Raw genomic sequence first — 12,731 nt, 5'->3', positions numbered from 1 at the left:
TTCACCGGAGTAGGAAGGTATTGCTGGCGACCAACGCGTTGCTGATCCGCGGAATCGCGCAGGTGACCGAGGGAACGTGCACGGTGGTCGCGGACCAGGTGCGGCCGTTGGACCTGCAAGGCCTGGCGTCGAAGTCGCGGGACTTCCGGTGACCGGCGCGAACCGGGAATGGCGAACGCTAGAGATACCGATCCGGCCAGGGGCCGGGACACCAAAACAATGCCCCTGGGGTCATGATCTGGCGGTCGGCGGAGCGCGGCAAGGTTGGTCACAGGACTATCGGGCACCGGAATGGCTCTGCGAGGCCTGCCACGCGTTGACCGGTGCCGGTGGTGTCTGGGCGGTGATCGACACCGCTGTCGAGCGGCAGGTCATGGAAACCGCCGTGGACGAGTACGGCATGCGATTGGTCGTCGTGCCGCCACCGGTTTTTGCGGGGATCGGCGTCATTCAGCTTCGTCTGGGTCGCACGGTCTTCGGCGAGGCGCGCCTGTCGCTGTGTCCGGTCGACCGGCGCGCGATCTTCGTCCATGTCGAGGTCGAGGAGAAGCATCGGCGGCGCGGTGCTGGACGTGTGTTGGTTGCTGCCGCAGCGGCGCGGGGAGTTGGGTACGGCTGGACGACGCTTCCGATCGGGCGTGACCCGATCGCGGTCGCTTTCTGCGCTCGGATTGGGGCGCTCGGCCCAGCGAGTCCGCACCCATGCTCGCACCAGATCGAAGCGAGAGTGGTGCCAGCCGGAGCTCGATGGACGAAATGGTGGTGAGGTAGGCGATCCGGTACCGAACTACTATGTCGGCTGACCTCAGTGCGGAGGTGGCTAGGCAGCTGGTCTGTTCACGGTCTTGTTGTTGTGCTCGGCTTCCTCGAAGGTCAGAGCGCGTTCGGCTGCGTCGAAGAGATCCTTATAGGTGATGACCTCTACTCGGGACAAGTGGGCGTTGTATGAACGGATGGTCTGATTGACGGCGCGTTCGTCGATGCCTTCGACGTGGTCTGGGTGTCCTATTACGACGGTGGCGAAAACGCGTCGCAGGTCGTAGCTGATTCCCTGTTCGTAGAGGTAGGTCGTGGTGAGTGTGGCGCCCGTTTCGTCGAGGCCTCTCAGGTAGTTCATCGCTTGACTGGTTGCCTGGTGAACGTTGGTCCCGACAATATGGTGCTTGCGCCAGGGATGGACGAGCTTTGGAATTGCCGGACCTTTGAGTTCGACGATGTGCAGGGCGCCGTCCGCGCTGAGAAGAGGGATGTCGTGCTGGTCGAGCGGGGCCAGATTTCGTTTGGCTGCCACGCCGACGTAGCGGCCGCCGAACAGCCAGTATGCGTCGCCGATCTTGCGTTGGAGATCAGTCTCGGTCGTCGTGGGCTGGCGGACGAGTTCCTGTAGATCGGAGACAAGCTGGCGTCGGCGGGCCAGGGTCGCTTCGTGGACTGCGGAGACACCGGCGTTGGTGGCCGCGACAGCCCCAGCGAGCTGATCCAGGTCGCCGGTCCGCTGCAAGGCGGCAACGAGTTGAGCTGTGTCGATCTCGCCACATTCGAGCATCGCAAGCAGCGTCGCGGTTGGCGATGTCGTGTCAACCAAGCGGAAGCGGCCCTTCTCGGACACCTCGGCTTCGAGAAAAGTGGCAAGCCGTGTGATCTCGTCGTTCTCGCAACTCCATCTGCGCAGCGGGTTCGCGAAGTCGTACCCGGGCTGTGTGGGATGACGGGGAAAAGTCCGGAAGCAGAGCTCACGCCGGCGAACTTCCTGAGTGGCTCCTTCACCGAAGGTGGACAGGGTGACGGTTTTACATACTTGTGGCCCCTGTTTCAGGACCGCCCCGGTCGCCCCGAGCTGTCCCGGCCCCTTGTTCTCGCCGGCTACCCAGATGGTGAAGCCATCACCGCTGCTGTCCATCGGCATCTCCTGCGCGCTTCATGACCACGGGAAGGTCGTGCACGGGAGTCGGCGATGCCGTCGTAAGTGTTTCAGCGTCGGGTGGGCGCTACCCGCCGTCATGGCTGCCGCTGGCCGGATCGGCGGCGAAGACAGGAAGGCCTCGGCTGTGTGGCTTCGACGGGTTGGCCAGGAGAACAGGCAACCCTGCCTGAGGCGGTTCCGGGTCGTCGGGGCGCCTCAGGTGTATTCGGTGCCGGATCAGCCGCAGTTGCTGCGACGTGCGGGCGCCGGCCGGACCAACAAGGGCACCGCAGTACCCTCTACCCGACCACGGCGATCCCACCTGAACTGCGCCCGGTCTTGACCGGCACGCGTCCATGGAAACGCCTGGCTGCCTTCAATCACCTCCCGGATCACCCGACGATGCGCGCCACCGCCGCCGCACTGGGAGTTGGCGCTACAGTGCGGCGGTGGACTCAGGATGGCCGCGACCGAGCCGACGTACCGCTGAGCTGATGCGGGACGTCGCAGAGCGCCTTCTGGCTATGACGAGTTCGGCCGTCGATGAGGTGGTAGCCGCTGCCCACCGGGAGGCCGAGTACCGCGCGTTGCTGGAGGACCCGCAGTTCGCGGCGGCCGACCGGCACATGAGCAAGGTCTATTTCAGGCATTGGCTGTCGGCCATCCTGCAGGACCCCGGGGCGCGAGTCGGGCCGTGCGTCGACCCGGGAGTCCAGCAGTTCGCACGCGATCTGGTGCGACGCGGCCTGGACACGCACGACCTCGGTTCGTGGCGGGGTGCCCAGCACGTGGCGTGGGAGTTGTGGGTCGATGCTTGTTTCGCGGCGACTGCCGTCGTTGACGAGCTCCGCGACTTGATGAAGACATCGGAGCGGTCGATGGTGACCTTCATCGACGACTCGATCGCGGCGCTCGACGAGTATGTCGAGCAGGAACGGGAGAACCTCGCGCGGGGCGCCAGCGCTGAGCGGCACGCCACCGTCCAGCTGTTGCTCGAAGGCGCGCCGATCGGCCGGGCGCTGGCCGAGTCGCGTCTGGGGTATGCGCTAACGGGCAGTCATGTCGCCGCGGTTCTCTGGAGCGACTCCGCCGCCGAGGCCTCAGGCCTCGACGCGGCCGCCGAGACGGTGATGAAGACATGCGGCGCCTCGTGCCGGCTCACCCTGAACGCGAGCGCCACCGCGCTGTGGGTGTGGGTCCGGTCGGACATCGTTCCTTCGGCCGAGACAGCGGAGGCAGCCCTGGCCGGCCATCCGGGAATCCATGTGGCGTTCGGGCGTTGCGGGCGGGATCTTGACGGCTTTCGCCGTAGCCACCTGGATGCCGCCGCCGCGCAGCGGCTACTGGCACGTCTGAGCCCATCGCGCCCTATCGTGCGGTACGAGGACGTCGCGTTGGTGTCGGTGCTCACCGCCGACATGGCGCAGGCCGATCAGTTCGTCACCGACACCTTGGGTGATCTCGCGACCGCCGACCCGGTGCTGCGGCAAACGGTGCTGACCTACGTCCGGGAACGGTTCAACGGCTCTGCCGCCGCGGAGCGGATGGTCACGCACCGCAACACCATCGAGCGACGGCTGGCTCGCGCCGATCAACTGCTGCCCGTGCCGCTCGCCGACAACGCCGCGAGCGTGGTCGCCGCACTCATGCTCGTGCAGTTGCGGGACTGACGTGCGGTGCCGGCAGTGGCTCCGCCGACACTAGCTCTGTCCGGCCCACTGGCCCGTTTGATTCACCTTGGTCGCCGTGTCCCTGGCGAGCGACTACATCGGCGCGGGCGCCGACCTCGTCGAGCGCAAGCCGGGCTCGCCGAACGGTGTCGTCCTGTCGAGCAAGGGAAGTCACCGGCGGGTCCTTGATGGCAAGCTTGGCACAGGTCATGTGAGCGCTGCCTGACGGACGCTGCCGGTCCGGATCAGTGGGAGACGCGGCGCCGGGGTTCGCTGGGGCGGGCGGCTACCGCTCACCCTGTGGCAATGATTTTTGTCTGGGCTGCGAAGCCGAGATCACCTAGTCCAGCGTCGACAGCTGCGTTTAGATTCTCGATTGCGCCGAAGAACACCCGGGGGGTCAGCCCGGTTTCCTTCATGGTGTCGATGGCCTCGGCCAAGCCTTGGGCGTAGGTGGCGATGGTTGCTTGGTCTGTTGTGAAATCGCCGCCGGCGATGGCGGTTGCGACCCTTGCCGTCTCACTCTGGATGGATGTGAACGCGGCCGGCGTCAGGGCCTCCAGGAGGCCCTGATCAACTCCTTGCCCGAGCATGAAGGTCGATGCCTCCACATAGGCGCTGACAGCCGGGATCAGGAACATGCCGACGAGTCCTACGTTCAGGACACTGGCGATCTTGACGTCCTGGGACACCCAGACGGACACGGGAGTCAGCAGGGTCAGGCTCTCGCCGTGCTCGGCCCAAGTCGTTTCGGATCCGGAATAGAGGATCGCCGCACCCTCGGTGCCGATCTCTTCGGGATATCCGAGGATCGACCCGTCCAAGTACTCAGCACCGCGCCCACCGGCCCAGACGGCAAAGGATTCGACTTCTGCGGGGGAGCCGCTGCCGACATTGACGAGGGTGGTGCCAGTCAAGCTCGACACGGGATCGAGGGTCGCCAGGGCGACGTCGTATGTGGCCAGGCACACCAGGACAAGCGGCGCGGCGTGGACGGCGTCGTCGATCTGCCGCATGGGAGTGATCGCGTCGTCGGCCAGTGCGGCTGCCCGGTGGTGAGTGCGGTTCCAGACGGCGACGGCCTTGCCACCGCTGGCCAGCGCCCGCGCGAGCGCCGATCCCATCAGGCCGCAGCCGAGAACGGTGAGGTCATGTGAGGTGGTCTTCTCCATCTTTCCTCATTTCTTCGATGATGTGCCCGTGGTCATCGCCTGCACGGCCAGTCGATGACTTGGCGACAGGTCGTCATCGAGCTAGGCGATGGCCGGTGGTTCGCCTCTGAGGTGACCGAGTCGCGCTGCGGATGCCTCAACAGCACGTTGTCCCGGGCCTCCTCCGTTCTCTTGCTCAGATCGGCAGGTCCGGTGAGTCGACCCCGACGACCCGATCCCCGCAGAACACTCGCACCGATTCCGCGGGACCGTGCCCGCCGATACCGGACGGGCCCCAGAAACTCTGGGCGGAGTCGTCGCCGAGATCGGCGAGCTTCGCGCCGTTGACCCGCACCTCGCCGGAGATGATCCGGGCACCGATGGTGATCGCGCGGTCGGTGTCGGTGCCGAACACGTAGGCGTCCAGCCCCGACGGGTGCGCATTGGCGGCGCGCAACGCGTCTTCGTCGGAGTCCACGCCGTGCAAGGAGATGACCGGCCCGAACAGTTCGGCGGTCGTCCGGTCCGGGTCAGACCCCGTGGCGATCGTGGGAGACAGGAAGAAACCGGCCAGGTCGGGCAGCTCCCCGGGCTGGTCGATCTCGGCACCGAGCCCGCGCAGATCCGCGATCCGCTGAATCAGGTTCCGGTGGTGTGGTTCGTTGGAGATGGGGCCGATGTCGGATTCCTCGCCGAGCGAGTGCCCGATCCGTAGCCTCGCGATGCGCGCCCCGAGGGCCTCCCGCAACGGCTGCACCAGCCGGTGTGGTGCCAGGACCTTGCCCGGCCCTTCGCACCACTGGCCGTTCAGGTTCGTCATGCCGGTGAGGATGCCGTCAGCGGTGACGTCGAGGTCGGCGTCATCGAGCACGAGCACCGGGTTGTTGCCGCCGAGTTCGAGCTGGAGGACCTTGAAGTCCTCGGCCGCGGCGCGGGCGATGGCCCGCCCGGCGCCAGGGCCGCCGGTGAAGGACACCACCTTCACCCGCCGGTCGCCCGTGAGCGCGGCGCCGACGCTGCCTGTGCCGTGTACGAGCTGCAGTGCGCCCGCGGGCAGGCCGGCGTCGACGAAGCATTCGACGATCACCTGCGCGCTGGCGGGGGCGTGCTCGGACGGTTTGAGCAGCACCGGACACCCCGATGCCACCGCGCTGGCCATCTTCGCCGCCGGGATGAAACTGGGGCCGTTCCACGGGGTGAGGATCGCGGCTGGCCCCCAGGGCACCTGGTGCAGCCGGACGTCGCGCCCTCCGGCGGCGAGCGTGGTGACCCGGGGGATCCCACGGGCCTCGGCGGCGGCTCCTCGGATCCGGGCGGGGAGGAACGCGGCGAGCTTGCGGGTGGCGGTGATCGCTGTGCCGCTGGTGATCGCGTCGGTGCGGGCGATCTCCTCGAGCCGCTTCTCGACGTTCGTCGCGACCCGTTCGAGCGCCTCGGCCCGTTCAAGCCGGAAGTCGTCGCCGGCCCAGTCCAGGGCATCGTAGGTGTGCTGGGCGTGCTGCAGCGCGCGCTCCAGGTCGGTGGGCGATGTGGTCACCATGCGGTGGACCGGTTCACCCGTGTTCGGGTCGACGTTCCAGGTGTCGAGTGTCTGGCAGCGCACCCACTCGCCGGCGATGTAGCTCACCGGCTGCGCGAGTGACGTTGTCTGCGTCGTGGTGTTCATGAGGTTTCTCCCGCGGTGGGGTTGTCGGAACAGGTCGGCATGGCGACGACGATGCGGGTCACCTCGCCGGACTTCATCGCTTCGAAGCCCTCGTTGATCTGGTCGAAGCCGATGACCTCGGTGACCATTTCGTCGAGCAGCAGCCGGCCGTGCTGGTAGAGCCGGGCGAACTGGGCGATGTCCTCCCGCGCCTGCCCCGAACCCATGTACGAGCCGATCAGGCGTTTTTCGCTGAAGAAGAAGTCGGACGCGGGCAGGGTCAGTTCGGTGCCTCCGGGGGCGATGCCGACGAGGCAAGCGGTGCCGGTGGGACGCACCACGGCGAGGGCGGCTGCCGCGGTGCGGGCGGATCCGACGGCCTCGAAGGAGTAGTCGACGCCGTCGCCCAGTGCGGCGCGTACCGCTGTGCCCACGTCGCCGATGCTGCCGTTCACGGTGTGGGTCGCGCCGTAGGAGCGGGCGGCGCGCAGCCGCTGCTCGTCGAGGTCGATCGCGACGATCGCGGACGCGCCCGCAAGCCGTGCGCCCTGGATGATCGCCGATCCGACGCCGCCGCAGCCGATCACGGCCACGGTGGAGCCGGGCCGCACCCGCGCTCCGCGGAACACCGCGCCGACGCCGGTGACGACGCAGCACGACAGCAGGCAGCCGACCCGGGTGGACACGCCGTCGGGCAGCTTCACGGCGGCGTTCGCGCGCAGCAGCATGTGCTCGGAGAACGCGCCCAGGTCGCCGAGCCGGGCGACCGCCGTCCCGTCGGGCAAGGTGTAGGCGGGCCGCGGGCGGCGCCGGATCTCGTCGAGCCGCCGGCACTGGGTCGAACGGGCCGCGTTGCAGTTCGCGCACTCGCCGCACGACGGTGTGAGCGCGCCGGTGACCGGGTCGCCCGGGCGCAGGTTCGTGACGGCCGAGCCGACGGATTCGACGATGCCTGCCACTTCGTGACCGACTACCACCGGCAGGTCGGTGGCGACGGTGCCGGTGATGTAGTGCAGGTCGCTGTGGCACAGCCCGACGTGCGTGACGGCGATCCGCACCTCGTGGGGTTCGGGGTCATCGACGTGGATGTCGGTCAGATGCAGGGGCCCGCCCACCTTCGTGAGCATGGCCGCGCGGGTGGTGATCATTCGTTCTCTCCGGTCGCGGCGGCGGGTTTCTTGGCGTTCCAGAAGCCTTTGATCCCTGCGGTGAACGCGCCGCTGTTCCACGACGCGTCGGCCGCGGTGTCCTCCAACGCGAAGGCGCGTTCGATCTCTTCGGATGAGGGCCGCAACAGCGCCAGGTGCAGGGCGGTATTGCCACCCTCCGGCGTCCAGGCGCGGACGAGGTCGATCGCGCGTTCCAGCAGGCTGTCGGGCTCGACGATCTGGTCGATCAGACCGAGCCGCAGCGCTTCCTCGGCGCCGATGCGCTCGGAGCCCAGCACTATCCGCATCGCGTGAGTGCGCACGATCCGTGGGAGGAGCACGCTCGACGCGTTGGAGATCGTGAGGCCGCGGGCGTTCTCCGGTTGGAAGAACTCGGTCTGCGGAGTGCCGAGGCGGGCGTCGCAGCACAGCGTGATCTCCGAGGCGCCGCCGACCGCTATCCCGTTGATCGCCGCGATCACGGGGACCTTGGTCTCGATCACGGCGCGGGTGACGTCGTGGAAGGTCTTGAAGGTCTCGCGCATCTCGGCGAAGGTGGTCGGCGGCACGCCGAGGTCCTCGCCCGCGCTGAACGCGCGGCCTGTGCCCGTGATGACGATTCCCCGGGCCCGCTCGCCGGTGCCGTAGTCGCGGATGAGTGCGGCGAGGCGCAGGCGCATCTCGACGGTCAGGGCGTTGAGCTTCGCCGGGCGCCGCAGCGTGATCACGGCCGTATCGCGGATCATGTCGACGAGCACATGTTCGCCTGCCGCGTCCGACTGCGCCGTGTCCGGAGATGCGCAGCGGCGTGCCGGGGTCCGATCGCGCAAGTCGAAGGTGGTGCCGGGGACTTCGGCCGCCCGGGCCTTGAGCGCGGGCTTCGACACCCGTTCCGACGGGGTTCGGGGGAAGTCCGCGACGAATTCGACGTATCGCGGCACTTTGAACCGCGCGAGACGCTCCGCGACCCGGGCGATGATGGCCTCGGCCATCGCCCGGTCGCCGGTGCCGCCCGCCGCGAGCTGGACGAAGGCCTTGACCTCCTCTCCGAGCATCTCGTCGGGCTCGGCGACGACCGCGGCCCCGACGACGCGGTCATCGGTTTCGAGCGCTGCCTCCACCTCGGCGCTGGCCACGTTCTCGCCGCCGCGCCGCACCATGTCCTTGATGCGGCCCACCAGGCGGATCTCGCCCCGGTCGTCGGCGACGGCGAGGTCGCCGGTGTGCAGCCATCCGTTCCGGAGCGTCCGTGCGGTCTCCTCGGGCCGGTTCCAGTAGCCGAGCATCATCGGCGCGCCGGACACCGTCAGCTCGCCCGGGGTGCCTGCGGGGATCTCGGCGCCGTCGGCGTCCACGATCCTGACCTGTTTGGTCGGCACGGGCCGTCCGATGCCGCCGCTCCCGACGGCCGCGGCATCGTCGAGCGGGCTGATCAGGTCGATCCCGCTTTCGGTCATCCCGTAGAGCTCTCGCCATGGTGCGCCCCAGCGGTCCTCGAGCCGGGCGTGCAGCGCTGCGGGGATCGCGGAGCAGAACACCGCGCGCAGGTGGTTGTCGCGGTCGTCGGCGCCGGGCGGCTGCTTGAACAGCAGCGTGGGCATCGATCCGAGGACATAGCAGAAGGTCACGCGATGGCGCCGCACGTCGGCCATGAACCCCGACGCGGAGAACCGCGGCAGCACCACCAGCGGCGCGCCCGCGGTCAGGGCGAGCACCGTGTTCCACTGCGGGTCCATGTACGAGAAGGGCTGCGCTGTGAGGAGCACGTCGTCGTCGCCGAGGCCGGCGGCCGCGGCGCAGCCCCAGGCGATGCGGGTCCAGTAGTCGTGGGTCAGCATGCACGCCTTCGGGAATCCGGTGGTGCCCGAGGTGTACTGCAGGTTGGCCAGCGTGTTCGGGGTGATGGCGATGTCGGGGGCGGTGGCCGGGAAATCCGTGTCGGCGGCGTCGGCGACGTCGAGGATGCGGATGCCCGTGAGAGCGTCGTCGCGGGAGATCACGTCACGCACCAGCGGGAGGTGTTCGGCGTCGGTGACGATCACCTTCGCGCCGGAGTCGCGCAGCACGAACGCCAGATCGGCCGCACGGTAGGCCGAGTTGACAGGCACGACGACGGCACCGGTCTTGAGTACCGCGAACCAGGTGAGCGGCCACCAGGCGACGTTCGGCAGCATGATCGCGACGCGGTCGCCCGGCGCCACGCCGTCGCCCTCGATCAGGCGGTGCGCCAGCCGCGACGACGATGCGTCGGCCTGCTCGTAGGTCCACGAATCGTCGCCGAAGCGCAGCAGCTCGGCGCCGGGGCTATGGACGACGCCGTCTGCCAGGAGGCCGGTGACCGTGCGCACCCGGGGTGTCGCCCCCATCTGGTCGTGGGGCACTGCGGGGCGCCGCGGTGTGCCGTCCCTGGTCGCTGTCACGGTTGTCGTGTCAGTGGACATACTCGATCTCCTGCCGTTTTCTCGCTTCGTCGACGATCCAGGCCATGGCCGGGTCGTCGCGTTCCATCCACTCGGGGTGCCACTGCACGCCGAGGATCGGCGCGCCGGGCACCTCCATGGCCTCCGCTACCCCGTCGGATGTGCGGCCCGTGACGACGAGTCCCGTGCCGCATCGGTCGACGGCCTGGTGGTGCCACGAGTTGGTGACGGCGCTGTCGCCGAAGACCCGCGCGGCCGTGGAGCCGGGTTCGAACCTCACGCGGTGCTCGGGGTCGCCGTCGGTGGGCGCGGCCAGCAGCGAGAGGTGGGGCACGGGGCCGGGTGGCAGGTCCGCGATGAGCGTGCCGCCCAGTGCGACGTTGAGCAGCTGCATCCCGCGGCACACTCCCAACAGGGGGAGGCCGCGGTCGAGGGCGGCGCGGGTCAGGGTGAACTCGTAGTCGTCGCGTTCGGTGTCGTGCGCGTGGGGATCGAGCCGTGGGTCGACGTCGCGGACCACGGAGGTGTCGCCGCCCCACCGGGCCGGGTGCACGTCCTGCCCCCCGGTGATGACCACCCCGGACATCCACTCGCAGGCGTCCAGGGGGGCGGCGCCGTAGGGCAGGTGCACGGGCACGCCGCCCGCCTTCGCGACGCGGGTGGCGAAGGCGGTCATGAACGTGTCGGTGCACGCCGTGGCGTAGCGGTCGTCCGTTCCGGTGATCAGACCCAGCTGGACCCGACGGCCGGTGATCCCGACCAGTGGTTTGCGGCTCACGGGAACTCGAAGTAGCGACGGGACTCCCAGGCGGAGAGTTCGGCGTAGGGGTCGCCACCCTTGGTGTGGAACTCCATCCATTCCCACCGGCGCGACGCCACCCAGAAGTCGACGAACTCGTCGCCCAGGTATTCGCGGAGTATCTCGTCGCCGTCCAGCGCCGCGATGGCTTTGGTGATCGAGTCCGGGATCCGCTCGATCCCGGTGTCGTCGGGCAGGCACCATGCCATGTCGTCGACTTGCGGCGGGGCCTGCATCCTCCGTTCGATGCCGGCGACAACCCCGGCCAGCATCCCGGCCAGGGCGTAGTACGGGTTGACGTCCGAGCCCGGAAGCCGGTATTCGAGCCGTGAGTACCGGGGATGCCCGACGATGGCCCGCACCGCCGCGGTCTTGTTGTTGACGCCCCAGGAGATGGTGGTCGGCGGGCCGCTGATGTCGACCAGGCGCCGGTATGAGGTGATCTGCGGCAGCGCCAGCAGGGTGTTTCCCGCCATCGTGGCCAGCAGCCCACCGACGGCCTGCAGCATCACCGCGGACGGTCCGTCGGGTGCGAAGAACTGATTCTCGCCGTCGCGGTGCAGCGAGAGGTTGATGTGCGCGCCCTGCCCGAACCCGGCGGTCGGCTTGGCCATGAACGTCACCGTCCGCTCTTGCTCGAACGCGACTTCCCGCATCACCTGCTTGGTGCGCACCCAGGAGTCGCCGAGCGACACCGGATCGGTGGGGGCGAGGTTCAACTCGGTCTGGCCTGCGGCCGCCTCGTCGGTCCACGCCTCCCAGGTGATGCCGAGCTCGTCGAGCCGGTCGGTGACGGCGTCCATGTAATCGACCCAGTCCTTCGACCGCGCCAGGTGGTACGTGGCGCCGGTGTCCCCGCCGAGCGGTGTGAGATCGCGGTAGCCGCGGGCCCGCGCCTGCTGGACGGATTCCTCGAACAGCGTGGTTTCGATTTCCACCGCGACCGTGGCGGTGTAGCCGAGCGCTTTCAGGCGCTCGACGAGCCCGCGCACCATGTTGCGCGGGCAGATCGGCACCGGCCTCCCGTCCTGGAGCCAGTAGTCACCGATGACGGCGTCCAGCCCGGGCTTCCACTGCACCAGCGTGTCCATGTCGGGGATCATCGAGATGTCGTAGAGGTTGCCGCGCCAGTCCGGGAAGGCGTCGCCGAACACGAAGGCGTCACCCAGGTCGATCGCGAACAGGATGTCGGCGAAGGCGAAGCCCGACTTTTTGCCGGACGCGAACTTCGCCGGCGTGACGGTCTTTCCCAGGAAGCTGCCGTCGTGGCCGGTGGCCTCCAGACGGACCGCCTTCGTGGGTACGGACCTGGTGGGTTCCGGCCGGGCGGGCTCAGACATCGAAGCGAACCTTCCACGAGGCGGCCGTCATGACCGACACTTGCGAGAGCGTTCCCTGGACCCGTAGGTCTGCGTCCAGGGAGGTGAGGAGGTAGTCGGCGCCGGTGAACACCCCTGCGAGGGTGTCGGGCGTGCCGACCATGCGGTAGGTCGTCGGGCCCGAGCCGAACCGGGCCTCCTGGGGGCCGTCCGGTCCCTGCGCGACCGCGACGAGGACGTCGGGGATGCCGCGGATGCCGCGGGTCATCTCCCAGAAGCGTTTGGCGGCTTCGCGCCACGAGGGCAACGGAGGGCGAAGAGCGCGGAGCGTCCCGTCGGCCAGTTCCGCGTCACCGTCCGGGTCCTGCGTGGGCGCGAAGCGGGCTTCGAGGTCGACGACCAGCGTCGCGTCGGCCGGCGCGGAGACGCCACCGGTCACGGTTACCGCGCCGTCGCGCAGGATGACGGTGGCGACCTGCGGGGTGTTGTGCGAGCGGACGACAACCGTCCCGGTGCCGCGATCGAGAACGTCGGGAACGTGGCCGATCCGGACCGCGTCGCGCAGGGTCCGGCCGAGCAGTCGGACAAGGGGAGTGGCATCGTCGTCGATCTCGATCCGGACCGGCGCACGCTGGGCCAGTGAGTCCGGGGAGAGCGTCGGGGTTTTCGCCATGGT

11 protein-coding genes are annotated in these 12,731 nt (G+C 68.7%); 3 read left to right on the top strand and 8 right to left on the bottom strand.

Translation table 11 applies throughout. The features are described from left to right. Positions 1-343: 343 nt before the first annotated feature. Complete coding sequence (locus AVL48_RS39145; protein WP_143105059.1) at positions 344-766, top strand: hypothetical protein; 423 nt, start codon at positions 344-346, stop codon at positions 764-766. 54 nt (positions 767-820) lie between these two features. Here AVL48_RS39145 and AVL48_RS23675 read toward each other — a convergent pair whose 3' ends face one another. Further along, positions 821-1,900 (bottom strand): Shedu anti-phage system protein SduA domain-containing protein, encoded by a 1,080-nt coding sequence (locus AVL48_RS23675; protein WP_061989681.1) that lies wholly within the window; start codon positions 1,898-1,900, stop codon positions 821-823. A gap of 497 nt (positions 1,901-2,397) precedes the next feature. Here AVL48_RS23675 and AVL48_RS23670 point away from each other — a divergent pair, with 497 nt between their 5' ends. Further along, positions 2,398-3,573, top strand: coding sequence for a helix-turn-helix domain-containing protein (locus tag AVL48_RS23670; RefSeq protein ID WP_061989680.1), 1,176 nt, complete (start codon positions 2,398-2,400; stop codon positions 3,571-3,573). A gap of 76 nt (positions 3,574-3,649) precedes the next feature. Next, entirely contained in the window at positions 3,650-3,799 is a 150-nt protein-coding gene (locus AVL48_RS39140; RefSeq protein ID WP_156515775.1) for a hypothetical protein, read from the top strand. A 67-nt stretch (positions 3,800-3,866) separates the two neighbouring features. Here AVL48_RS39140 and AVL48_RS23665 read toward each other — a convergent pair whose 3' ends face one another. The 7 genes from AVL48_RS23665 to AVL48_RS23635 form a co-directional block, all read right to left on the bottom strand. Further along, a complete protein-coding gene (locus AVL48_RS23665; protein WP_061989678.1) occupies positions 3,867-4,745 on the bottom strand; it encodes an NAD(P)-binding domain-containing protein in 879 nt (292 codons plus the stop codon). Positions 4,746-4,920: 175 nt separating this feature from the next. Next, a complete protein-coding gene (locus AVL48_RS23660; RefSeq protein ID WP_061989676.1) occupies positions 4,921-6,390 on the bottom strand; it encodes an aldehyde dehydrogenase family protein in 1,470 nt (489 codons plus the stop codon). Continuing rightward, positions 6,387-7,517, bottom strand: a complete 1,131-nt coding sequence (locus tag AVL48_RS23655) for a Zn-dependent alcohol dehydrogenase (RefSeq protein WP_061989674.1) — start codon at positions 7,515-7,517, stop codon at positions 6,387-6,389. The genes AVL48_RS23660 and AVL48_RS23655 overlap by 4 nt, the downstream gene beginning before the upstream one ends. Further along, on the bottom strand, positions 7,514-9,958 hold the full coding sequence (locus AVL48_RS23650; protein WP_208616284.1) for an AMP-binding protein: 2,445 nt from the start codon (positions 9,956-9,958) through the stop codon (positions 7,514-7,516). The genes AVL48_RS23655 and AVL48_RS23650 overlap by 4 nt, the downstream gene beginning before the upstream one ends. Then, a complete protein-coding gene (locus tag AVL48_RS23645) occupies positions 9,948-10,715 on the bottom strand; it encodes a gamma-glutamyl-gamma-aminobutyrate hydrolase family protein (protein WP_061989670.1) in 768 nt (255 codons plus the stop codon). Before AVL48_RS23645 ends, AVL48_RS23650 begins: the two co-directional genes overlap by 11 nt. Then, positions 10,712-12,076: a glutamine synthetase family protein gene (locus AVL48_RS23640; RefSeq protein ID WP_061989668.1), complete on the bottom strand. Its 1,365-nt coding sequence runs from the start codon at positions 12,074-12,076 to the stop codon at positions 10,712-10,714. The genes AVL48_RS23645 and AVL48_RS23640 overlap by 4 nt, the downstream gene beginning before the upstream one ends. Next, positions 12,069-12,728, bottom strand: coding sequence for a hypothetical protein (locus AVL48_RS23635; RefSeq protein ID WP_061989667.1), 660 nt, complete (start codon positions 12,726-12,728; stop codon positions 12,069-12,071). Before AVL48_RS23635 ends, AVL48_RS23640 begins: the two co-directional genes overlap by 8 nt. Positions 12,729-12,731: the final 3 nt, after the last annotated feature.

The organism is Amycolatopsis regifaucium, assembly GCF_001613935.1.
Classification (GTDB): domain Bacteria; phylum Actinomycetota; class Actinomycetes; order Mycobacteriales; family Pseudonocardiaceae; genus Amycolatopsis; species Amycolatopsis regifaucium.
The sequence above is the reverse complement of the archived record's forward strand: the minus strand, read 5'-3'. Positions and strand labels throughout refer to the sequence as shown.

Bases quoted from the DNA above. Each gene is read 5' to 3' on its own strand.
- AVL48_RS23675 (WP_061989681.1), bottom strand. From the start codon at position 1,900: ATGGACAGCAGCGGTGATGGCTTCACCATCTGGGTAGCCGGCGAGAAC.
- AVL48_RS23670 (WP_061989680.1), top strand. From the start codon at position 2,398: ATGCGGGACGTCGCAGAGCGCCTTCTGGCTATGACGAGTTCGGCCGTC.
- AVL48_RS23665 (WP_061989678.1), bottom strand. From the start codon at position 4,745: ATGGAGAAGACCACCTCACATGACCTCACCGTTCTCGGCTGCGGCCTG.
- AVL48_RS23660 (WP_061989676.1), bottom strand. From the start codon at position 6,390: ATGAACACCACGACGCAGACAACGTCACTCGCGCAGCCGGTGAGCTAC.
- AVL48_RS23655 (WP_061989674.1), bottom strand. From the start codon at position 7,517: ATGATCACCACCCGCGCGGCCATGCTCACGAAGGTGGGCGGGCCCCTG.
- AVL48_RS23650 (WP_208616284.1), bottom strand. From the start codon at position 9,958: ATGTCCACTGACACGACAACCGTGACAGCGACCAGGGACGGCACACCG.
- AVL48_RS23640 (WP_061989668.1), bottom strand. From the start codon at position 12,076: ATGTCTGAGCCCGCCCGGCCGGAACCCACCAGGTCCGTACCCACGAAG.
- AVL48_RS23635 (WP_061989667.1), bottom strand. From the start codon at position 12,728: ATGGCGAAAACCCCGACGCTCTCCCCGGACTCACTGGCCCAGCGTGCG.